This window comes from Janthinobacterium sp. MP5059B, assembly GCF_001758645.1.
Classification (GTDB): Bacteria; Pseudomonadota; Gammaproteobacteria; order Burkholderiales; family Burkholderiaceae_D; genus Janthinobacterium; species Janthinobacterium lividum.
The window spans coordinates 1-23277 of record NZ_LRHX01000001.1 but is presented as its reverse complement, the minus strand read 5'-3'; the positions used below and the strand labels follow the sequence as shown (position 1 = coordinate 23277).

The following is a 23277-nucleotide window of genomic DNA, read 5'->3' as shown; positions in this document are numbered from 1 at the left end:
TCAAACTAAATAATCAGCCATTTTCTCACAGGCACAGAATGTATTCACTCGCGTTTTCGATTTTGTTTGTATCCGTCCTCGTTTTGACCCTCGCCGTGCGCTTCTGGCTCGCTTCGCGGCAGATTCGCCACGTGCTGGCGCACCGCGCCGTTGTCCCGCCCGAATTCGCGGAAAAAATCCCGCTGGCCGCGCACCAGAAGGCGGCCGACTACACGGTGGCCAAGACCAAGTTCGGCTTGCTGACCCTGCTGATCAACTATGCCGTGCTGATCGGCTTTACCTTGCTGGGCGGCCTGCAATGGCTGGCGCTGCACCTGAATGAATGGATGGGTCCAGGCTCACCCATGTTGTACCAGATCGGCTTGATCGCCGCCTTTGCCGCCATTTCCGGCCTGATCGACCTGCCCTTCGACTATTACCGCCAGTTCGTGCTGGAGCAGCGCTTCGGCTTCAACACCATGGCGCGCAAGCTGTTTTTCACGGACATGCTCAAGGGCGTTGGCCTGGGCGCCGTCATCGGCTTGCCGCTGATCTGGGTCGTGCTGACCCTGATGGCCAAGTCGGGCGACCTGTGGTGGCTGTACGCGTGGTTCGTCTGGAGCGGCTTCCAGCTGCTGATGATGGTGCTGTTCCCAACCGTCATTGCCCCCCTGTTCAACAAATTCACGCCGCTGGCCGACGAAGCGCTGAAAAGCCGCATCGAAGGCTTGATGCAGCGCGTCGGCTTCGCTTCGAAAGGCTTGTTCGTCATGGATGGCTCGAAGCGCAGCGCCCACGGCAATGCGTATTTCTCGGGCTTTGGCGCCAACAAGCGCATCGTCTTCTTCGACACCCTGCTGTCGCGCCTGGCGCCGCAGGAAATCGAAGCCGTATTGGCGCATGAACTGGGCCACTTCAAGCTCAAGCACATCGTCAAGCGCATCGCCATGATGTTCGTCATCTCGCTGGGTTTCCTCGCGCTGCTGGGCTTCCTGAAGACGCAGCCGTGGTTTTACGCGGGCCTGGGCGTCGATCCCGTGGCGCTGGCGCTGACGGGCCAGCCGACGGACGCGCTGGCGCTGCTGCTGTTCATGCTGGCCTTGCCCGTCTTCACTTTCCTGCTGGGGCCGTTGACGTCGCTCAGCTCGCGCAAGCACGAATTCGAAGCCGACGCCTTTGCCGCCACGCACACGCAGGCGGACGATTTGGTGTCGGCGCTCGTCAAAATGTATGAAGACAATGCGTCGACCCTGACGCCCGACCCGCTGCACTCGGCCTTCTATGACTCGCACCCGCCGGCCAGCGTGCGCATCCGCCACCTGAAAGGGGCTTCCGCATGAATACGCCATCGACTTCGCAAGACCTTGCCCAACTGAGCTGCACGCCGCGCCAGCAGGCGCTGGGCGACACGGATATCGCCACGCTGCACGCCCTGCTGCCCCTGTGGACGGTGCAAAACGGCAAGCTGTGCCGCGACTTCGGCTTCAAGAATTACTACCAGACCCTGGCGTTCGTGAACGCCCTGGCCTATATGACCCATACGCAAGACCACCATCCGGAGCTCATCATTACTTACAAATCCTGCGCCGTGCGCTACGACACGCATTCGGTCAACCAGGGTGCCGGCGGCCTGTCCGAAAACGACTTCATCTGCGCCGCCAAGGCAGACCTTATCTACCAGAGCAGCCAGGTGGCCCCATGAGCGAAGGCAAGTTGACGGGCGTCATCATCGCCGCCCACGGCCGCCATTACCTGGCCGACGTGGACGGCGCCAAGCTGCAATGCGTAACGCGCGGCAAGAAAACCAATGTGGCCGTGGGCGACATCGTGCACCTGACGCGCACTTCCAACGACCAGGCCGTCATCGACCGCATCGAGGAACGCAAGACCTTGCTGTACCGCTCGGACCAGTACAAGTCGAAATTGCTGGCCGCCAACCTGACGCAGCTGTTCATCGTCGTGGCGACGGAACCGGGCTTTGCCGACGACCTGATCTCGCGCTCGCTGGTGGCGGCCGACGCGGCCGGCATCGAAGCGCGCATCATCCTCAACAAGACGGATGTGACCGCTTCGCTGGAGCGTGCCCGGGAACGCCTGCTGCCGTATTCCTCGATGGGCTATCCCGTCGATGAAGTGTCGGCGCGCGCCGAACCGGAGCACGCCGTAGCCACCCTGGCACCCCTGCTGGAGGGCCAGTCGTCGATCCTCATCGGTCAGTCGGGCATGGGCAAGTCATCATTGATCAACCTGCTGGTGCCGGACGCGGACATCGCCGTGCGCGAAATCTCGGCCGCGCTCGACACGGGCAAGCACACGACCACCTTTACGCGCCTGTACAAGCTCGACGAACTGGGCGCGAACAGCTCCATCATCGATTCGCCCGGCTTCCAGGAATTCGGCCTGTACCACTTGTCCGAGGGCATGCTGGAACGGGCCTTCCGCGAATTCCAGCCCTACCTGGGCGGCTGCAAATTCTATAACTGCCGCCACCTGATCGAGCCGCAGTGCGCCATCCTGCAAGCCTTGTCCGAAGGAAAAATCTCCAAGATGCGCCACACCCTGTATGGCCAGCTGCTGCACGAATCGGCGCAAACGCTGTATTAACGCGCTTGGCGCCCGCCATCGGAGCGGGCGCCAAACCGACAAAAACATTACCAACGTGAAATAAACAGAATTAAATTCTGCCGCTCAGCCCGCTTTCCTGCATTCATTCCAAAACCATCCATCGTCCGATTTCGCGTTTCAGCGCCGAATTCCTGCGTTTCATCGCTTTGCGCTGGCATCGCGCAGGTCCGATTGCTACCTTGGCATTGTCCCCGCCAGCGAACCTGCTGGAGACAACATTGGTCTAACTCCAACCAGCATTTTGATCACAAGGTGAAATCATGAAAGCATCGTTCTCGCGTACCCTCGCCCTCGGTAGCGCCGCCCTCGTCCTCGGCCTTTCTTGCCTCAGCGCCAGCGCGCTGGAAATCGGCGACCAGGACAAGGTCCAGATCTCCGGCAAGGTGTATAAACTGGCCCCGCAGGAATTCAGCCAGTACGGCAATCGCTACCAGCTCGACACGGGCGATACCTTGCTGCTGCGCCAGCAAGTCAACCGCTACTTCACGCAAATCAAGGGACAGCCCGAAATAGAGCTGTTCGGCCGCGCGCCCGGCGTCTTTGAAACGGCCAGCGGCACCCGCATGGAATTTCGCAACGATGGCGACGTCATCGCCATTACCGGACTGAACAATATTCCGGGCGCCATCGCCAAGGCTGGCGAAACAGCCAGCACCGTGCACTTCGCCGGCCGCTAGCACAAGCAGTACGGCACAGGCGGCACGGCCATCGCCAGGCTGTCCACGGGGCGTGCATCAGCCGGCAGGGGCTGATGCACGCCCCGCCTGCTTTGCGCCGCCTGAAATGGCGCGCGCAAAAAAATACTGTCGAGTCGGCCAAACAACTGCATCCGAATGCAGCTTACAATGCGATCCAATAAGGTGTCACTGGCCGCGGGCCAACACCATCGCCTTGCGGGAGATTTCGGATGGAAATGTTCGCCCTCGAACATGACATTGCACAGTGGGAAGACACACTGCGACCATTGCGCGCCCTGGAGCGCTTGCCCTTGCTGATGTTGCTGGCATGGCATTTGCGCCAGCGTAACTGCGCACAGGCGCTGCACCATGCAGCCGAAGCGGCAACCTTGTTGCCCCAAGCCCAGCTGCCAGCCCACGCCCTGGCCATCGCGCAGGCGCGCCTGCAACTGGTGCAGGCGGAAGTGGCCTGGCTGCAAGGTGCGCTCGATGCGGCCGAAAGCCTGGCCATGGCGGCGCACGCCATCCTGTGCGCGCATGGCGACGGCGCCGCTTGCGCCGACGCGCACTGGCTGCTGTCCTCGATTGCCGTCGACCGGGGCGACCATGCCCGCTGCGATGCCGAACTGCTGGCCGCTGCCGAACAGGCGCGCAGCGCCGGCGATGCGATGCGCGCCAGCCTGGCCGACGCGGCCACGGCGCGCTGGGCCGTGCTGCGCGATGCGCCGGCCGCGCAAGCGCGCTGGGGCAGCCACTTCCAGGCCGATGGCGCCAGCGGCAAGCTGCCCGCGCCGCTGGCTGCCTGGGTGCATGATTTCCGCGGCTTGCTGGCGCACACTTCGCGCGACCTGGGCACGGCCGCCGGCCACTACATGCAAAGCTACGAAGCAGCGCTGGAAAGCGGCCAGCTGCGCGGCGCCATCACGGCCGCCATCAATATCGGCGACTGCTTCGCCAGCCTCAACGACAACGAATCGGCCCTCGAATGGATGCAGTGCGCGCTGGACCTGGCGCGCCCCACCGGCTGGCCGCGCAGCATCGGCGCCTGCCAGACGCATACGGCCGAAACCATGCGCAAGCTGGGGCGGCTGGCCGCGGCCGAAGACTTGCTGCGCCAGGCGCTGCTCATCCTGGCCCCCGTGGCGGGCGCGCGCACCTATGCCAACGCCCTATTCCACCTGGGTGAACTCAGCCTGGACAAGGGCGACTACGACACGGCGCTCGACGCCTTCAGCCGGCTGGCGCAGCGCGCCGAAGCGCTGGGCCAGGCCGATTTCCGCAGCATGGCGCAGCGCGGCAGCGCCCACGCGCTGTCCTATCTGGATCGCCCCGATGAAGCGCTGCAGGCGGCCGAACGGGCTTGCCAGCTGGCCACCGCGCAAGGCGACGCCATGCATCAGGTGGCGGCGCTGCGCGTCTTGTCCATGCTGCATGCGCGCCACGAGCTGCCGCCGCCCGCAGGCATGCTGGAACGCAATCCCGCCCTGCATTTCCTGCACCAGGCGCTGCAGGTGGCCGCCTCCATCGAAGGCTATTCGCCGCCCGGCGAACTGCTCGATGCGCTGGCGCGCGAATACGCGCATGCGGGCGACTATGCGCGCGCCTACGATATCGCCCTCGATGCGGGCATGGCGCGTGAAAAAAGCCACACCCAGCAGGCGAGCAACCGCGCTACCGCCATGCAGGTCTACCACCAGACGGAACATGCGCGCTCGGAAGGCTATCACCACCGCGAACTGGCCGCCTCCGAAGCGCGCCGCGCCGAAGTGCTGCAACAGACCAGCGATACGCTGGAACGGCTGTCGGCCATCGGCCAGGAAATCACCACCCACCTCGATGCCAGCGCCGTATTCCAGGTGCTGGACCGCCATGTGCATGCCTTGCTGCCAGTCAACACCTTCGCCGTCTACATGCTCGATCCGGCTGGCACGGCGCTACGCCGCGCGCACGGCATGGAAGCGGGCCGCCCCCTGCCCGACAACGCCATTCCACTGAGCAATCCACGCGCCTACTCCGTGCGCTGCCTGCTGGGCCGGCGCGAAGTGTATATCGACCAGGTACCGCCGCGCCGCCATGCCTACACGGTGCCCGGCACCCTGCATAACCAGAGCGTGCTGTACGTGCCGCTGATGGTGGGCGAACGCGTGCTGGGCGTGATGACGGTGCAAGCTTGCCATGCCAACGCGTATGGCGAACGCGAGCGGCTGATCTTCCGTACCCTGTGCGCGTATGGCGCCATCGCGCTCGACAACGCCAGCGCCTACCGGCAATTGCAAGATGCCCAGGCGCAACTGGTATCGCAGGAAAAACTGGCTGCCCTCGGTTCGCTGATGGCCGGCGTGGCGCATGAACTGAATACCCCGATCGGCAACAGTTTATTAATCGCCAGTACCATGCAGCAAAAGACGGAAGACGTGGAACGCATGATGAACGGCCCCGGCCTGCGCCGCTCGGACCTGGCCGCCTTCATCGACGATGCGAACAAGGCGTCGGCGCTGGTGATGCGCGGCCTGCGCAGCGCGGCCGACCTGGTCAACAGTTTCAAGCAAGTGGCCGTCGACCGCACCACCGAGCAGCGGCGCCGGTTTGACTTGCAACAAGTAAGCAATGAAATCATCGCCACCGTCATGAACCGCATCCGCAGCTCGGGCCACCGCATCGAAGTGGAGATAGCCTTCGGCATCGCCATGGACAGCTATCCTGGCCCGTTCGGCCAGGTGATCACCAACCTAATCAACAATGCCCTGCTGCACGCCTTCCCCCCCGCGCCCAACGATGGCGGCGCCGGCGCGGGCCGCATGCGTTTGTCCGCCACGATGGAGGCGGCGCGCGTGCAGATCGTCTTCGAAGACAATGGCGGCGGCATCGCCGAACAGCATTTGTCGCGCATCTTCGACCCCTTCTTTACCACCAAGCTGGGCCAGGGTGGCAGCGGCCTGGGTTTGTCGATCAGCTACAACATCGTCACAGCCCTGCTGGGCGGCACCATCCAGGTGGCCAGCAGCCCTGCCGGCACCCGCTTCACCCTGGACTTGCCCCTGGTGGCGCCCCAGCTGGACGGCGCTGCGCCCGCCAGCATCTATTAATCCACCGCCCCGTTGCCCGGGCGCAGGCTTGCCTATACAAGTACGCGCCCGGCCAGTCTTTCCAATCTAAAAGCAAAACCCTTATAATTGAACGGCTGAAGTACTTGCCATTGCATTATTTTCAACTTGGCAAACCGCATCGTACCGCGCGACAGGCGTCGCGCTGGCACCGATCAACACAGCAGCGCGCCGGGCGAGGCAGTCATCAGACGAGATGTTTTACGCTGATGCAACCCGGCGGGAAAGGCACGCCGCCGGCGGCCTGCGCATCTTCAAGTGGTCATTATGTCGACAAAAAAACCGATCAAGCACTACCTCCAGTTCTCCGATTTCACGTTGGAAGAGTACGAATATGTGATCGAACGCGCCCATCTGATCAAGCGCAAGTTCAAGAACTACGAAATCTACCATCCCCTGATCGACCGCACCCTGGTGATGGTCTTTGAAAAGAACTCGACCCGCACGCGATTGTCGTTCGAAGCCGGCATGCACCAGCTGGGCGGCGCCGCCATCTACCTGAACACGCGCGACTCCCAATTGGGCCGCGGCGAGCCGGTGGAAGACGCGGGCCAGGTCATGTCGCGCATGTGCGACATCATCATGGTGCGCACCTTCGGCCAGGAAATCATCGAGCGTTTCGCCGCCAATTCGCGCGTGCCGGTGATCAATGGCCTGACCAATGAACACCACCCGTGCCAGGTCTTTGCCGACATCTTCACCTACATCGAACACCGCGGCTCGATCGCCGGCAAGGTCGTCGCCTGGATCGGCGACGCCAACAACATGCTGTACTCGTGGCTGCAGGCGGCCGAGGTGTTCGGCTTCCACGTCAACGTGTCGACGCCGAAGGGCTACGACATCGACCTGTCGCAAGTCAAGACCGAGCGCTACACCTTCTTTGCCAACCCGTCCGACGCCTGCGAAGGCGCGCACCTGGTCAACACGGACGTGTGGACCAGCATGGGCTACGAAGCGGAAAACGCGGCCCGCATCGCCGCCTTCGACGGCTGGATCGTCGATGGCGCGAAGATGGCCCGCGCGGCGCCCGACGCGCTGTTCATGCACTGCCTGCCCGCCCACCGCGGCGAGGAAGTAGCCGCCGAAGTGATCGACGGCCCGCAATCGGTGGTGTGGGACGAAGCGGAAAACCGTTTGCACGTGCAAAAAGCGCTGATCGAATACCTGTTACTGGGTAAAATCAACTAATTCGCCTGGAACTGCAGAACTCCCGGCAGCATCGCAACACATATATCGACAACGACAACTGGAAGCAATATGAGCGACATTAAAAAAGTAGTCCTGGCCTATTCCGGCGGACTCGACACCTCCGTCATCCTGAAATGGCTGCAAGATAACTACCAGTGCGAAATCGTCACCTTCACGGCCGACCTGGGCCAGGGCGAAGAGCTGGAACCGGCGCGCGCCAAGGCCATCAAGTTCGGCATCAAGCCGGAAAACATCCATATCGAAGATGTACGCGAAGAATTCGTGCGCGATTTCGTCTTCCCGATGTTCCGCGCCAATACCGTCTACGAAGGCGAATACCTGCTGGGCACCTCGATCGCCCGTCCTTTGATCGCCAAGCGCCTGATCGAAATCGCCAACGCCACCGGCGCCGACGCCATCTCGCACGGCGCGACCGGCAAGGGCAACGACCAGGTGCGTTTCGAGCTGGGCGCCTACGCGCTGAAGCCAGGCGTGAAAATCATCGCTCCATGGCGCGAGTGGGATCTGCTGTCGCGCGAAAAACTGCTGAAGTACGCGGAAGACGCCGGCATCGAAATCGACATGAAGCACAAGAACGGCGGCGCGCCGTACTCGATGGACGCCAACTTGCTGCACATCAGCTTTGAAGGCCGCCACCTGGAAAACCCGAGCGCCGAAGCGGAAGAAACCATGTGGCGCTGGACCGTCAGCCCTGAAAAGGCCCCGGACGAAGCGGAATACCTGGACATCGAATACGAAAAAGGCGACATCGTCGCCATCAACGGCGTGCGCATGTCGCCTGCCACCGTCCTGGCCGAACTGAACAAGGTTGGCGGCAAGCATGGCGTGGGTCGCCTGGACCTGGTGGAAAACCGCTACGTCGGCATGAAATCGCGCGGCTGCTATGAAACCCCGGGCGGCACTATCATGCTGAAAGCCCACCGCGCCATCGAATCGATCACCCTGGACCGCGAAGTGGCCCACCTGAAAGATGACCTGATGCCGCGCTACGCATCGATGATCTACAACGGTTACTGGTGGGCGCCTGAGCGCGTTGCCCTGCAAACCCTGATCGACCACACGCAGGAAACCGTGAACGGCTGGGTACGCATCAAGCTGTACAAAGGCAATGTCATCGTCGTCTCGCGCGATTCGAAGACAGATTCGCTGTTCGACATGAACATCGCCACCTTCGACGAAGACGGCGGCGCCTACAACCAGGCCGACGCAGGCGGCTTCATCAAGCTGAATGCCTTGCGCATGCGCATCGCCGCCATCGCCCGCGAAAAAAAAGCGCGGGCCAGGAAGTAATTAGTTGCCGGGAGGCACTGCCTCCCGCAGCTGCCTGAGCCGCCCACGGGCGGCTTTTTTGCGTCTGGAGCGCACTCTGCCGCAAATTACGCCCCGCCACGTCCCGAGATCGCCCCCATTTTGCTGTCCGCATGGCAAAATGCTACAGTGCAATTGTGCTGACCTTCCCGCTTCCGGAGCCCTCCCATGTTCAAAGACCTGAGTATCAAGAATAAACTGTACCTGGGCTTCGGCTCCATCGTGACCATCATCCTGATCCTGCTGGGCGTGGCCTACAACAGCTTTTCGCGCCTGTCGGAAGCCAATGCATGGGACCGCCACACGATGGAAGTACTGGTCGAGATCGACAGGATTCACAATTCCATCCTACAAATCCAGGTGGAAGCACGCGGTTTCATCCTGACAGGCAACGAAGCCTCGCTGAACCCTGGAACGGACGAGATGGCGGTGCTGAGCCAGCACACGCAAAAAGCCATCGCCATGACGGTCGACAACAAGGTACAGTCGGAACGCTTCCGCAAGATCGACCAGCTGACCACCACCTGGGTGAAGGAGTGGATCAATCCCCTGATCGAGAAGCGCCGCGCGCTGGGCAACGCGCCGGGCGCCACGGAAGCGGTGGCGCGCACCATGCCGCCGACCGGCTACCCGGCCGTCGCGCAAGCGAACAAGCTGCTTGACGAAGTCGCTGCCGAAGAATCCCGCTTGCTGGTCGAACGCACGGCCACCACGACAAAATTGCAGGAAACTATGATGCTGACCCTGGCGCTGGGCGGCCTGCTGTGCGTGGTGCTGGCGCTGGGCATTTCCTACCTGCTGGGCCGTTCCATCCTCGGCCCGCTGAACAGCCTGACGGACGCCGTCGGGCGCATCGCCGGCGGCGAGCAGGGCGCGCGCGCCGCCATCATCTCGCGCGACGAGCTGGGCAAGGTGACGGAAGAATTCAACCGCATGGCGCAAACCATCCAGGACAACCAGGCCAACGAACTGGCCGCCACCAACACCTTGCGGGCCAAGGTCGATTCCCTGCTGGAAGTGGTGTCGAAGGCGGCCTCGGGCGACCTGACAGGCAAGGTCGGCATCACGGGCAACGACGCCATCGGCCAGCTGGGCAACGGCCTGGCGAAGATGTTCGAAAACCTGCGCAGCTTGCTCAACAATGTGCAAAAAGCCGGCATCCAGGTGACGACATCGGCCACGGAAATCGCCGCCTCGGCACGCCAGCAGGAAGCCACGGGCATCGAACAGGCGCAAACCAGCGTGGAAATTCTCAGCACCACCAAGGAAATCTCGGCCAACACGAGCCAGTTGCTGAAAACCATGGAAGACGCCACCGCCGTGGCCGACTACACGACGAATGCCACGGCCGAAGCACAAAACAACCTCAAGCGCATGGACTCGACCATGCAGCACATGGTCTCGGCCACCGATTCCATCAACGCCAAGCTGGCCGCCCTGTCGGAAAAAGCCAGCAATATCAATAGCGTACTGATCACCATCACGAAAGTGGCCGACCAGACCAACATCCTGTCGCTGAACGCCGCCATCGAGGCGGAAAAAGCGGGCGAGGCGGGCCGCGGCTTCTCCGTGGTGGCGACGGAAATCCGCCGCCTGGCCGACCAGACGTCCGTCTCCACCTGGGATATCGAGCAAATGCTCAAGGAAATGCAGTCAGCCGTGTCCGCCAGCGTGATGGGCATGGATAAATTCTCGGAAGAAATTCGCCGCAGCGTGGGCGAGGTGCGCCAAGTGGCGGAACAATTGTCGTCCGTGATGGACCAGGTGCAGAAACTCACGCCGCAATTCGATGCCGTTCTGCAAGGCATGCAATCGCAGGCGATCGGCGCGTCGCAGATTTCCGACACCATGATGCAGCTCAACGATGCCACGCAGCAGACGGTGGAATCGCTGAAAGCCACCAGCGAAGCGGTGCACCAGCTGCAATATGCGGCAGGCGACCTGCAGTCGAGCGTGTCGACCTTCGCCGTCACCATCTGATCCCATGAAAGTACTGCTCTTTCACATCGGACGCGACCGCTATGGCCTGCCCCTGGCCGGCATCGTGCGCGTCTTGCCGCTGCTGGAGCTGAAACAGTTGCCGCTCACGCCAGACTACGTGGCCGGCCTGATGGACTTGCACGGCACGCCCGTGCCCGTGATCGACCTGTCGCGCCTGGCCGGGCTGCCTGCCGCCGCCGCGCAGTTCGACACGCGCATCGTCATCGTCGACTACCGCGCGCCTGGCGGCGCCACGCATGCGCTGGGCTTGCTGGCCTCGCAGGTGCGCGGCATCGCCGACATCGCGGCGGACAAGCTCGAGGATAGCGGCGTGACGACGGCGCCCTTCCTGGGCCTGGTGGCCAGCGACGCCGACGGCATCGTGCAACTGGTGGAACTGGAGCACCTGCTGCCGCCCGACGTGCGCGCGCTGCTGTTTCAAGACGCGGGCGCGGCATGACGGCACAAGCCCTGCTGCGCCGCGCGACCGGCCTGTCCGTCTCCAAAGCCGTGGCCGAGCGGGCCGTCGGCCAGCGCATGGAGCAAACGGGCTTCAGCGATAGCGAAGCCTACCTGCAAGCGCTCACGCCGGCCGAAATGACGCAATTGATCGAGCTGGTGGTGGTTCCGGAATCGTGGCTGTTCCGCGACCCGCAGGCGTTCTACGCCACCGTCGAACTGGTGCAGGAACGCTGGGCACGGGGGCGCGCCACGCGCATCCTGTCGATTCCCTGCGCGGGCGGCGAGGAACCGTATTCGATGGCCATGGCGCTGCGCGACGGCGGCGTGCCGAAACAGGCGTTCAGCATCGACGCGTATGACCTGAGTCCCGGCTGCATCGAGCGTGCGCAAGCCGGCGTGTATGGCCGCAATGCCTTCCGCGCGCAGGACGTGGCCTTCCGCGACCGCTATTTCACGCACGTGGCCGACGACGCCTACCGCATCATCGACTCCCTGCGCGAACAGGTAACCTTCAAACAGGGCAATCTGCTGCAGTTCGATACCGCCACCTACAGCCGCCATTACGACGTCATCTTCTGCCGCAACCTCTTGATTTACTTCGACAAGCCGACCACGCGCGCGGCCATCCACAACCTGTCCGCCCTGCTGGCCGACGACGGCATGCTGCTGGCCGGCTATGCGGAAGTGCCGTCGTTCTGCCAGAACGGCTTTGCGCCGCTGCAGTTCCGCCAGGCCTTCGCCCTGAAGAAGGAGACGGCGGCGCCGGCCAGCCCCGTGCAAGTGGCGCCGCTGCCGGCCGCGCGCCCCCTGCGCAGCGTCCCGCTCGCGCCAAGGCGCGCCGCCGCAGCCGCCCCTGCCGCCGCGACAGCGCCGCGCACGCGCCCCGTGTCCGTGCCATCGCCGGCGCCGGCCGCGCAAGCCGATTTGCTGGCCGAGGCGCGCCTGCTGGCCGACCGTGGCCAGTTGCGCGAAGCGGGCGAAAAATGCCACGCCCACCTGGCCAGAGTGCCCGAGGCGGCGGAAGCGTATTTCATGCTGGGCATCATCAATGAACTGGCCGGCAAGATGGACCTGGCCGACGATTACTGGCGCCGCTGCATCTACCTGCAGCCCGACCATTACGAGGCGCTGTGCCACCTGTCCCTGCTGGCCGAACGCAATGGCAACCAAACAGCCGCCGCCACCCTGAAGGCGCGCGCAGCGCGCATCTACCAGCGCCGCCAGGCGTCCAACTAAGGGGCATGCATGACCAACCTCATCGCCACCGAGTCCCCCGCCGCCATCGACGACTGCTGGAACCATATCGGCGTGGTCGGCGACCAGAGCTGCCCCAAGCTGCCGGCCAACGTGCATTGCCGCAACTGCGACGTGTATGCGGGCGCCGCCCAGCGCAACCTGCAGCGGCCCGTGGATGAACACTACCAGCGCGACTGGGCCAGCCACTTCCGCCAGATCGATGCGGGCGGCGAAGTACGCGACAGCTCGGTGCTGGTGTTTCGCATCGGCCGCGAATGGCTGGCGCTGCCCACGCGCGTGTTCGACTCCGTGGCGCCGCAGGCCAAGCCGCACGTGCTGCCGCACCGCGGCGGGCGCGGCCTGGCGGGCATCGTCAATATCGGCGGCAAGCTGTATCCATGCATGTCGCTGGCCAGTTTGCTGGGCATCGACGAACAGGGCGCGCCGCCGGCCAAGGGCCGCCACACGTTCGCGCGCCTGCTGCTGATGCGCTGGGAAGAGCAGGCCTACGCCCTGCCCGTGGCCGACCTGCACGGCATCGTGCGCTATGCGTCGAGCACCGTGCAGGCGCCGGCGGCCACCATCAACAAGGGCCTGTCGCGCTATCTGTCCGGTGTCATCACCGAGGGCGACATGCGCATCGGCTGCCTCGACACGGCGCTGATCGGCTTTCAACTTGCGAGACTATTACGATGAGCCAGGATCAGCACGGCGACCTGAGTGCCTTTTCCATGCTGGACCTGTTCCGCATGGAGGCGGACAGCCAGACCCAGATTCTCACCGACGGCTTGCTGGCCATGGAGCGCCATGCGGGCGACGCGGCCGCCGTCGAAGCGATGATGCGCGCGGCGCACTCGATCAAGGGCGCGGCCGCCATCGTCGGCCTGCAGGTGGTGGTGCAGCTGGCGCACGGGATGGAGGACAGCTTTGTCGCCGCCCAGCATGGCCGCCTGAAACTCACGCCGGAGCGGGTCGACGTGCTGCTCTCGGGCGTCGACCTGATCGTGCAGCTGTCGCGCCTGGACGACGCGGGCGCCGAAGCATGGCTGGCTGCGAATGCGGCGCAGATCGACCAGACCCTGAACGCCATTGCTGGCATCGCCGAGCTGCCCGAATTGCCGGCCCTGCCCTCGGCGCCTGCGCCCATGCCGGCGCCGGCAGCGGCCACACCACAGGCTCCCGTGGCCAGCGGCCTGGCGATAGAGGAGCCGGAAGCGGCCGCGCCTGCGCCACGCACGGGAGCCGCACCAGCCAAGGCGCCGGCGCAAAACTTCGACAAATTGCTGTCGCTGGCCAGCGAATCGCGCATCAACGCGCACCAGATGCACCCGTTCATCGGCGCGCTGCAGCGCTTCAAACGCAACCAGAGCAGCCTGTTTTCCGCCATCGAGCACCTGCACGAAGCCATTGCCCGCGCGGGCGACGCGGGCCTGATGGAAAAGTCGCTGCTGGCGCTGCAAAAGACGCAGCCCCTGAAGCAGTTCATGCTCGAACACATCGCCGACATCGAAACCTATGAGCGGCGCCTGCTGGCCGTCTCGCAAGGCATGGTCGACGAAGTGCTGGCCCTGCGCATGCGCCCCTTCCGCGACGGCATCCATGCATTTCCCCGCATGGTGCGCGACCTGGCGCGCAGCCTGGGCAAGGAAGTGCAGCTGGAGATCGAGGGCGAAGACACCCTGGTCGACCGCGACATCCTGGCGAAGATCGAAAGCCCGCTGAACCACATGCTGAGGAATGCCATCGACCATGGCATGGAAGGCCCGTACGAGCGCATCGACGCGGGCAAGGAAGCGCTGGGCACGATACGCATGGAGGCGCGCCACCGCGCCGGCATGCTGAGCATCGAAATCAGCGACGACGGCCGTGGCGTCGACCTGGAAAAAATCCGCCAATCCGTCATCGAGCGCAAGATGGCCAGCCCCGTCATGGCCGCCGCGCTGTCGCCGGGCGAGCTGCTGGAATTCTTGTTCCTGCCCGCCTTCAGCCTGAAGGAAAAGGCGAACCAATTGTCCGGACGCGGCGTGGGCCTCGATATCGTGCACGAGACGATACGCCAGCAAAACGGCACGGTGCGCCTGGAATCGGAACCGGGTCGGGGCTTTCGTGCCCTGATCACCCTGCCGCTGACGCAATCGATCGTGCGCGCGCTGGTGATCGACATCCAGGGCGAAGCGTACGCCATCCCCATCGTCAAGGTGGAAAGCGTGGTGCGCGTGCCGCAGGCGGCCATCCATACCCTGGAAAACAAGCAGTTCTTTGAACTCAAGGGCGAGCATCTGGGCCTGGTCTCGGCGGCGCAGGTGCTGGAACTGGGCGAAGCGGCCAACCAGGCAGAGGACTTGCCGGTGGTGGTGATCGGGCGCGGCAAGCAAAGCTATGCCCTGGTGGTCGACGCCATCCGCGGCGAGCAAAGCCTGGCGGTGCAAGCCATCGATCCGATTTTCGGCAAGATGCGCGACATTTCCGCCGCCGCCCTGCTCGACGACGGCGAACCGGTGCTGATCCTCGACGTGCCCGATTTGCTGCTGTCGATCGACAAGCTGCTGCACGAAGGCGGCCTGCACCAGCTGGCGCAGGCGGGCCACGCGCAGCAGCGCCGCGCCAAGCGCATCCTCGTCGTCGACGATTCGCTGACGGTGCGCGAAATGGAGCGCAAGCTGCTGCTGGCGCGCGGCTTCGAAGTCGACGTGGCCATCGACGGCATCGACGGCTGGAACGTGGTGCGCAGCGGCGAGTACGACCTGGTGATCACCGACGTCGACATGCCTCGCATGGATGGCATCGAACTGGTATCACTGATCAAGAAGGACTTGCACCTGCACAAGCTGCCGGTGATGATCGTCTCGTACAAGGACCGCCCGGAAGACCGCGCGCGCGGCCTGTCCGCCGGCGCCGACTATTATCTGACCAAAGGCAGCTTCCACGACGAGACCTTGCTCGACGCGGTGGCCGACCTGATAGGAGATGCCCGCTTATGAGTTGTACTTCATGAAAATTGCCATTGCCAACGATGTCCCCATGGCCGCCGAGGCCCTGCGCCGCGTGGTGGCCAGCACGCAGGAACACCAGGTGCTGTGGATTGCCCGCACCGGACTCGAAGCCGTGCGCATGTGCGAAGGCAACCGCCCCGACCTGATCCTGATGGACCTGAACATGCCGGAGATGGATGGCGTCGAGGCGACGCGCCTGATCATGGAGCAAAGCCCGTGCGCCATCCTGGTGGTCACGGGCCGCCCGCAAGACAATGTCAACCAGGTCTTCCGCGCACTGGGCGCGGGCGCGCTCGACGTCACGGCCACCCCCGTGCTCCAGGGACAAGTGGGCGGCGACAGCGAACTGCTGGCCAAGATCAAGACCATCGGCAAGCTGATACGCCACAGCGCAGAACCTCCACCGCCGCGCCAGGCGAACGGCAATGGCGGCGAACGGGGCGATGGCCAGGTATCGACCCTGGTGGCCATCGGCGCCTCGACGGGCGGCCCTTCGGCCGTGGCCAGGGTGCTGTCCGGCTGGACGGCGCCGCCCGGCTGCGCCATCGTGGTGGTGCAGCACATCGATGAAACCTTTGCCTCGCACTTCGCGAAATGGCTCGATGACCAGCTCAGCATGCCTGTGCGCGTGATCGTCGAAGGCGACGAACTGGTGTCCGGCACGGTACTGATCGCCAAGACCAATGATCACCTGCTGCTAGATCAAAATTATCGTTTGGGTTACGATGCAGCACCACGCGAGTATGTTTACCGTCCTTCCGTCGATGTATTCTTCAACTGCGTGGCGGAGCACTGGCGCGGCGACGCCATCGGTGTATTGCTCACAGGCATGGGGCGCGACGGCGGCGATGGCTTGCTGGCCATGCGTCGCGCCGGCAAGACGACCATCGCGCAAGACCAGGCCAGCAGCGCCGTGTACGGCATGCCGCGCGCGGCGGCCGAACTCGATGCGGCGCAGCACATCCTGCCATTGGATAGAATTGGCGCCAGCCTGCGCAGCCGCCTGGGCGCCAAACTCAACAATGGGTGGGAGCCCTCCCCTAACATCTGAAAAGAATGCAATGCCAGAATTTTCCTCCAGCTTCATCCAGCAAGAACCCGCATTGACCGAATTCAAGGTCAGCGTCCTGCTGGTGGACGACCAGTTGATTATTGCTGAGGCAATCCGGCGCATGCTGAGCGATCAGCAGGATATCGAGTTTCACTATATGACCGACGCCACCCAGGCGCTGGACACGGCGCTGCGTTTGCAACCGACCGTCATCCTGCAGGATCTGGTGATGCCGGGCATCGACGGCTTCGCCTTGATCAAGCTGTACCGCGAAAACGAGGCGCTGGCGCATGTGCCGGTGATCGTGATGTCGGCCAAGGATGACCCGAAACTGAAGGCGCACAGCTTTGCCGTCGGCGCCAACGATTACGTGGTGAAACTGCCAGACCGACTGGAGTTGCTGGCGCGCATACGCTATCACTCGGCGGCCCACATCAGCCGCTTGCAGCGCGACCAGGCTTTTCGTTTCCTGCGAGAAAGTCAAAAAAACCTGGCCGACGCGAATATCGAGCTGCAGAAACTGGCCGCCCTCGATGGCTTGACGGGCATCGCCAACCGCCGCCGCTTCGATGAAACCCTGCAATTCGAATGGCAGCGTGGCCAGCGCGACAAAACACCGCTGAGCTTGCTGTTCTGCGATATTGACCATTTTAAAAGCTATAACGATCACTTTGGCCACCTGGCGGGCGACCTGGGCCTGAAAAAAGTTGCCGCCGTGCTGACGGAACATTTGAAACGCCCGGCCGACCTGGCCGCCCGTTACGGCGGCGAAGAATTCGCCTTGATCCTGCCGGAAACGAATCCGGCCGGCGCGCTGCTGATCGCCGAAGCGTGCCGGCGCCATCTGGAAGGCTTGCAGATCGAGAATCCGGCTGCAAGCACGGGCATCGTCACCATCTCGATCGGCGTGGCCACCATCGTGCCTTCGCCGGACTCGACGGTCGAGCAATTGATCAACCGCGCCGACCAGGCCCTGTACGCGGCCAAGCGCGGCGGACGCAACAGCGTGCTGAGCGCCGATGACGTCCAGGACTGATTTTTAACAGCAAGGAAAGTGAAGCATGAGCACACAACTGGACAATGTCAGCGTCGTCAAGAAGTCGAATATCTACTTTGACGGCAAATGCGTCTCGCATAACGTCATCCTGGCCGATGGCACGAAGAAAAGCGTGGGCGTGATTTTCGCGTCATCGTTGCGCTTCAACACGGGCGCGCCGGAAATCATGGAAATCGTCAGCGGCCTGTGCAAGGTACGCCTGGCCGATGCGACGGAGTGGAACAGCTATGCCTCGGGCACGCAATTCAAGGTGCCGGGCAATAGCTATTTTGATATTGAAACCGTCGAGACCGTCGACTATGTCTGCCACTTCGGTTAATCCACGCAGAAAAAACGTCCATGGCTGCGTTGCACTGCCTTGCCCTGAGCATTTTTTCAAGCGCGGATTGACTATTTAGATAAACACAGGCTCGGGCGACAGGCGCACGCCATATTTCGCCTCTACATCATCCTGTATCGCTGCCGCCAGCCGGGTAATGTCCGCGCCACGAGCGCCGCCATTATTCACCAGAACCAGTGCCTGCTTGGAATACACTCCCGCGGGCCCCAGGTTTTTCCCCTTCCAGCCGCACTGATCGATCAGCCAGCCGGCCGCCAGCTTTTCCGTGCCATCGGGCTGCGCATGGTGCACGAGGGTCGGGAAACGTTCCAGCAAAGCAAGACATTGCTCGCGCGACACCACGGGATTCTTGAAGAAGCTGCCCGCATTGCCGATCACGGCCGGATCGGGCAATTTTCTCCGGCGGATCGCCATCACCGTCTCGGCTACCTGTTGTGCTGTTGGCTCGGCAAGATTGCGCTCGGCCACGGCCTGTGCCAGTTCCGCATAGCGCAAGTTCGGCTGCCACTCGGCCGGCAAGGCAAACGTGACTTCCAGCACGATCAGTTCGCGCCCGTCCGCCTGCTTGAAGATGCTGTCGCGGTAAGCGAAGCGGCAAGCATCGCGGTCCATGTCGAAGACGATGCCGCTGGCGCTGTGCATGACGCTCACGCTATGCAGATAATCCTTGATTTCAACGCCATACGCGCCAATATTCTGGATAGGCGCCGCGCCTACCGTGCCGGGAATCAGGGACAGGTTTTCCAGCCCGCCCACGCCTTGCGCCAGGGTCCACTGCACGAAATCGTGCCAGTTTTCACCGGCCGCGGCCGTGACGAGTACCGTCTCGAAATCCGCCTGCGCCAGGCGCATGCCGCGCGTGGCCATGTGCAGCACGGCGCCGGGAAAGTCGCCCGTCAGCACGATGTTGCTGCCGCCGCCCAGTATCAGGCGCGGCATGGCGGACAGGGCCGGATCTTGCAGCGCGGCGTGCAATTCGGCCTGCGAGGTGATGCGTACGTAGGCGGCCGCGTTGGCCGTGATGCCGAAGGTATTCAGGCGCTGGAGGGAGTAATTGTGTTCGATGGTGAGCTCTGCAGACATGGGATAGGGAAATTTTGCTCGATTATAGAGCGAAAGCGACAAAAAACCACCTCAGGACAAGGGCGACTTGCCCGTTGTCCGTTAAAATGTCGCATCTTTAACAGGGCCGTCCCATGGCGCAGAATCAGCCGCCAAGGCCCAGCGCGCCGAGCGTGCGCTCGCTTTAACAAGAAAAGGAACAGACCATGCCGTCATTTGATGTAGTCTCCGAAGCCGATATGATCGAAGTCAAGAATGCAGTCGAACAATCCAACAAGGAAATCACGACCCGCTTCGACTTCAAGGGCAGCGACGCCCGCGTCGAGCACAAGGAAAACGAATTGACCGCGTTTGCGGACTCGGAATTCCAGCTCAGCCAGGTGCGCGACGTGCTGACCAACAAATTGACCAAACGCAAGGTCGATGTGCGCTTCCTCGACGAAGGTGACATCAAGAAGATCGGCGGCGACAAGGTCAAGCAGATCATCAAGATCAAGAATGGCATCGAATCGGATGATGCGAAGAAAATCGTGCGTGTCATCAAGGACAGCAAGATGAAGGTGCAAGCGAGCATCCAGGGTGAAGCCGTGCGCGTCACGGGCGCCAAGCGCGACGACCTGCAGGCGGCCATGGCCATGCTGCGCAAGGACGTGCCCGACATGCCGCTGGAATTTAACAATTTCCGCGATTAATTTCGATGATGCGCACGCTCCGGCCTGCGCTTGCACCGGCATGGCGGCAAGCTGCCTCGGAGCGCCTGCCCGCTTGGGGTAGAATTGAAGCTGCGCGCAGCTACATGCGCCCGCGCGCCTGACCGGCGGCGGGCTTGACCGTACATCTGGCTCAGTGATAACCACGGTAGTCTAAGGATAGCAATGAAACGTGTTGATGATTTCCGCCTGCGATTTGGCAAAAAAGAATATGTGCCCATCATGATAGGCGGAATGGGTGTGGATATTTCCACGTCGGAGCTGGCCCTGGAAGCGGCCCGGCTGAACGGTATCGGGCATATCTCCGATGCCATGGTGGAAGACGTGTCGGATCGCCGTTTCGACACCACCTTCGTCAAAGACAAGACGAAACTGTACAAGTTCAACATCAATAACAGCGACAAGGCCGTGGTGCAATTCGACCTGGGCCGTCTGGCGGAAGCGCAGCGCCTGCATATCGGCCGCACCATGGAAGCAAAAAAAGGCGATGGTTTGATCTTCGTCAATTGCATGGAAAAGCTGACCATGAATGGCCCGCGTGAAACCTTGCGCGTGCGTCTGAATGCGGCGCTGGACGCAGGCATCGACGGCATCACCCTGTCCGCCGGTTTGCACTTCGGCTCGTTCGCCCTGATGGCCGACCATCCGCGTTTCCGTGATGCCAAACTGGGCATCATCGTCTCGTCCGTACGCGCCCTGCAGATTTTCCTGCGCAAGAACGCCAAGCTCGACCGTTTGCCCGACTTTATCATCGTCGAGGGGCCATTGGCCGGCGGCCACCTTGGTTTCGGCATGGACTGGGCCAATTACGACCTGCACACGATCACGGCGGAACTGCTGGCCTACCTGAAGGCAGAACAGCTGGATATCCCGCTGATCGCCGCTGGCGGCATCTTCACGGGCAGCGACGCCGTTTCCTTCCTGGAAGCGGGCGCGGCTGGCGTGCAAGTGGCGACGCGCTTTACCGTCACCAAGGAATGCGGCTTGCCAAACAAGGTCAAGCAGGAATATTACAAGGCCTCGGAAGAAGACATCATCGTCAATGGCGTCTCGCCGACGGGCTACCCGATGCGCATGCTGAAGAACACGCCCGCCATCGGCGCCGGCATCCGCCCAGGCTGCGAATCGTATGGCTACCTGCTCGACGCGACGGGCAACTGCGCGTACATCAACTCGTACAACCGCGAAGTGGCGGCCCATCCGGAACAAAAAACCGTCGTCGTGATGGACAAGACGTGCCTGTGCACCCACATGCGCAACTTCAACTGCTGGACCTGCGGCCATTACACGTATCGCCTGAAGGACACCACGCATAAGCTCGACAACGGCGAATACCAGATCCTGACGGCCGAACACGTCTTCAAGGATTACCAGTTCAGCGTCGACAACCAGATCGCCCTGCCGGAAAAAGAAATCCTGGTGGCAAGCTGAATCTTGCCAGCCTGAAATGAAAATGGCGCAGCCTGCGAAGGCTGCGCCATTTTTTTATGCGGGGAGCATGTCCCGCAAGGCCCGTTCGATCACATTAAAGCTGGGCCGCTGCAATGCTTCTTCCTGCAGGCAAGCGTCCATCATGACTTGCAGGGCCGGCAAAGGCGTCGCACAATGCGCGATCAGTTCACCCAGCAGCACGCCAAAGGCACGCGCCTCTATGCCCTGCAGCAAGTCCCCGCGCGGCGAGCCCGGCACAAACATGGACGCCGCGCCAAAGTCGCCCAGCAGGGAGGTACCAGCGTCCGCATGCAGGATATTGTGTGCATACAAGTCGCCATGCACGATGCCGCGCGCGTGCAGCTGGCACACGGCCGAAGCGATGCCATGGGCAATGGCCAGCGCTTGCGGAGGGGTAAAGCGCGCGTCATCGGCATACACGTCGCGCGTGCACGATTCCAGGCTCGGCGGTCCCGCCAGGTTGCGAAAGGCCGCGTCGATGAGCGGCATGACGAGTCCCATTGCCCCTTGCGGATGCGCATCGAGCGTCCCGAGGATGGGAATCAGGCCCGGGTGCGCACCGGCGCCGACGCAGGCGGCCATTTCACTGCGCGGCAAGCCGTCGCTGGTCATGGCCCCCTTGAACACTTTGACGGCGACATCATCCACGCCATCCAGACAGGCACGGTAAATCACCCCCGATGCGCCCTCGCCCAGCTGCTGCGCCAGTTCCAGGCGCTGCCATGCCACGCCTGCCGCAGCTGTACCGGCCAGGGCCGCCAGTTCCCGCGCTTCCGTGCAGGGATTGCCCGCATACGCGAGCCAGCTCAGGCGTGGTAGGGACAGTAGGCAGTCGGGCAGCGCCGTAAAACGGTTGGCGGCGATACGCACCAGTTCCAGACGGCGGCAATTCGTCAACGAAGCGGGCAAGCTGTCCAGGCGATTTCCTGCCAACATGAGTTTCTGCAGCTCACTGCAATTGCCCAATTCGTCCGGCAAGGCTTCGATGGCATTGTCGGTCAGGGTCAGCCAGCGCAGCCTGGACGGCAAGGCTGCGGCTGGCACGTGACGGATCCGGTTCGCCTTGAAACCGATCATTTCCAACGCGGGACAGGAACCAAGCACGGCCGGCAAGGTGGTGAACAGGTTGTCCGAGCAAAAAATGATGCGCAGCTTGTGCAGGCGCGGCAGATCGTCAGGTAAAGTGGACAGCGCGTTGCCCGAGAGGTCGAGGATTTCCAGGCTGTCGGCCAGGTCGAAGATTTCGCGGGGGAAGTCCGTCAAGCCGCAGGACAGCTTCAGGCGGCGCAGGCCGGCCAGTTGGCCAGCACGTAATTGCTCCATTGTATGCACAGCAGACAAGATATCCCTTTCAAAAACCCGGCAATCGCTGGTGCAGTTAAAACCAGCGGACGTAAAAAAACCCCAACCGGATCACCGGAAGGGGTTTTTCGAATAACAAGCCTGACGATAACCTACTTTCACACTGGTTGCAGCACTATCATCGGCGCAAAGTTGTTTCACGGTCCTGTTCGGGATGGGAAGGGGTGGGACCAACTTGCTATGGTCATCAGGCATAACTTGTACTGGCGTTTGTCTCCTGTAGGACGACAAAGCCTGAATCTGGAAGAAGCAAAGATTGGGGTAATGACTGGTAGTATCAACACACACGCAACGTTGTACCGTCTTATCCTCTGTACCTGCTAAGGTTATAGGGACAAGCCGTACGGGCAATTAGTACTGGTTAGCTTAATGCATTACTGCACTTCCACACCCAGCCTATCAACGTCCTGGTCTCGAACGACCCTTCAAAGAGCTCAAGGCTCTGGGAAATCTCATCTCAAGGCAAGTTTCCCGCTTAGATGCTTTCAGCGGTTATCTCTTCCGAACTTAGCTACCCGGCAATGCCACTGGCGTGACAACCGGTACACCAGAGGTTCGTCCACTCCGGTCCTCTCGTACTAGGAGCAGCCCCCTTCAAATTTCCAACGCCCACGGCAGATAGGGACCAAACTGTCTCACGACGTTTTAAACCCAGCTCACGTACCACTTT

19 protein-coding genes and 2 rRNA genes are annotated in these 23277 nt (G+C 62.4%); 17 read left to right on the top strand and 4 right to left on the bottom strand.

The genetic code is table 11. From position 1 onward, the window contains the following. Window positions 1-38: 38 nt before the first annotated feature. The 15 genes from JAB1_RS00105 (at window position 39) to JAB1_RS00035 (ending at window position 18000) form a co-directional block, all read left to right on the top strand. A complete protein-coding gene (locus JAB1_RS00105) occupies window positions 39-1319 on the top strand; it encodes a M48 family metallopeptidase (RefSeq protein ID WP_034785061.1) in 1281 nt (426 codons plus the stop codon). After that, window positions 1316-1681, top strand: a complete 366-nt coding sequence (locus tag JAB1_RS00100) for a 4a-hydroxytetrahydrobiopterin dehydratase (RefSeq protein WP_070277959.1) — start codon at window positions 1316-1318, stop codon at window positions 1679-1681. The genes JAB1_RS00105 and JAB1_RS00100 overlap by 4 nt, the downstream gene beginning before the upstream one ends. Beyond that, entirely contained in the window at window positions 1678-2583 is a 906-nt protein-coding gene (rsgA, locus tag JAB1_RS00095) for a ribosome small subunit-dependent GTPase A (protein ID WP_070277957.1), read from the top strand. The genes JAB1_RS00100 and rsgA overlap by 4 nt, the downstream gene beginning before the upstream one ends. A gap of 281 nt (window positions 2584-2864) precedes the next feature. After that, window positions 2865-3281, top strand: a complete 417-nt coding sequence (locus JAB1_RS00090) for a hypothetical protein (protein ID WP_070259691.1) — start codon at window positions 2865-2867, stop codon at window positions 3279-3281. 230 nt (window positions 3282-3511) lie between these two features. Further along, complete coding sequence (locus tag JAB1_RS00085; protein WP_070277955.1) at window positions 3512-6367, top strand: ATP-binding protein; 2856 nt, start codon at window positions 3512-3514, stop codon at window positions 6365-6367. Window positions 6368-6652: 285 nt separating this feature from the next. Continuing rightward, a complete protein-coding gene (argF, locus tag JAB1_RS00080) occupies window positions 6653-7573 on the top strand; it encodes an ornithine carbamoyltransferase (RefSeq protein ID WP_034785055.1) in 921 nt (306 codons plus the stop codon). A 69-nt stretch (window positions 7574-7642) separates the two neighbouring features. Beyond that, a complete protein-coding gene (locus JAB1_RS00075; RefSeq protein ID WP_070277953.1) occupies window positions 7643-8884 on the top strand; it encodes an argininosuccinate synthase in 1242 nt (413 codons plus the stop codon). A 186-nt stretch (window positions 8885-9070) separates the two neighbouring features. Next, complete coding sequence (locus JAB1_RS00070; RefSeq protein WP_070277951.1) at window positions 9071-10882, top strand: methyl-accepting chemotaxis protein; 1812 nt, start codon at window positions 9071-9073, stop codon at window positions 10880-10882. Window positions 10883-10886: 4 nt separating this feature from the next. Further along, complete coding sequence (locus JAB1_RS00065; RefSeq protein ID WP_070277949.1) at window positions 10887-11342, top strand: chemotaxis protein CheW; 456 nt, start codon at window positions 10887-10889, stop codon at window positions 11340-11342. Further along, window positions 11339-12580 (top strand): protein-glutamate O-methyltransferase CheR, encoded by a 1242-nt coding sequence (locus JAB1_RS00060; protein ID WP_070277947.1) that lies wholly within the window; start codon window positions 11339-11341, stop codon window positions 12578-12580. The genes JAB1_RS00065 and JAB1_RS00060 overlap by 4 nt, the downstream gene beginning before the upstream one ends. A 9-nt stretch (window positions 12581-12589) precedes the next feature. Continuing rightward, window positions 12590-13276 (top strand): chemotaxis protein CheW, encoded by a 687-nt coding sequence (locus JAB1_RS00055; RefSeq protein ID WP_070277945.1) that lies wholly within the window; start codon window positions 12590-12592, stop codon window positions 13274-13276. Next, window positions 13273-15561 (top strand): hybrid sensor histidine kinase/response regulator, encoded by a 2289-nt coding sequence (locus JAB1_RS00050; RefSeq protein WP_070277943.1) that lies wholly within the window; start codon window positions 13273-13275, stop codon window positions 15559-15561. Before JAB1_RS00055 ends, JAB1_RS00050 begins: the two co-directional genes overlap by 4 nt. Window positions 15562-15571: 10 nt before the next feature. Continuing rightward, a complete protein-coding gene (gene cheB, locus JAB1_RS00045; protein WP_070278081.1) occupies window positions 15572-16624 on the top strand; it encodes a chemotaxis-specific protein-glutamate methyltransferase CheB in 1053 nt (350 codons plus the stop codon). A 10-nt stretch (window positions 16625-16634) separates the two neighbouring features. Further along, window positions 16635-17660: a diguanylate cyclase gene (locus tag JAB1_RS00040; protein WP_070277941.1), complete on the top strand. Its 1026-nt coding sequence runs from the start codon at window positions 16635-16637 to the stop codon at window positions 17658-17660. 25 nt (window positions 17661-17685) lie between these two features. Beyond that, window positions 17686-18000 carry a pyrimidine/purine nucleoside phosphorylase gene (locus JAB1_RS00035; RefSeq protein WP_070277939.1) on the top strand — a complete coding sequence of 105 codons (315 nt, stop codon included), beginning with the start codon at window positions 17686-17688 and terminating at the stop codon, window positions 17998-18000. Window positions 18001-18075: 75 nt separating this feature from the next. On the opposite strand, the gene murB is transcribed toward JAB1_RS00035, so the two are convergent. After that, window positions 18076-19104, bottom strand: a complete 1029-nt coding sequence (murB, locus tag JAB1_RS00030) for a UDP-N-acetylmuramate dehydrogenase (RefSeq protein ID WP_070277937.1) — start codon at window positions 19102-19104, stop codon at window positions 18076-18078. A gap of 185 nt (window positions 19105-19289) precedes the next feature. Between murB and JAB1_RS00025 the strand changes: the two genes are divergently transcribed. After that, window positions 19290-19775 (top strand): YajQ family cyclic di-GMP-binding protein, encoded by a 486-nt coding sequence (locus tag JAB1_RS00025; RefSeq protein WP_034759416.1) that lies wholly within the window; start codon window positions 19290-19292, stop codon window positions 19773-19775. Between the two features lie 183 nt (window positions 19776-19958). Then, window positions 19959-21224, top strand: coding sequence for a nitronate monooxygenase (locus JAB1_RS00020; protein ID WP_070277935.1), 1266 nt, complete (start codon window positions 19959-19961; stop codon window positions 21222-21224). A gap of 54 nt (window positions 21225-21278) precedes the next feature. On the opposite strand, the gene JAB1_RS00015 is transcribed toward JAB1_RS00020, so the two are convergent. The 3 genes from JAB1_RS00015 to JAB1_RS00005 all read right to left on the bottom strand — a co-directional run. Then, window positions 21279-22568, bottom strand: coding sequence for a leucine-rich repeat-containing protein kinase family protein (locus JAB1_RS00015; RefSeq protein ID WP_070277934.1), 1290 nt, complete (start codon window positions 22566-22568; stop codon window positions 21279-21281). Window positions 22569-22686: 118 nt separating this feature from the next. Further along, window positions 22687-22799: ribosomal RNA gene (gene rrf / locus JAB1_RS00010) — 5S ribosomal RNA — on the bottom strand. Window positions 22800-22937: 138 nt separating this feature from the next. Further along, a 23S ribosomal RNA gene (locus JAB1_RS00005) occupies window positions 22938-23277 on the bottom strand; the annotation flags it as partial.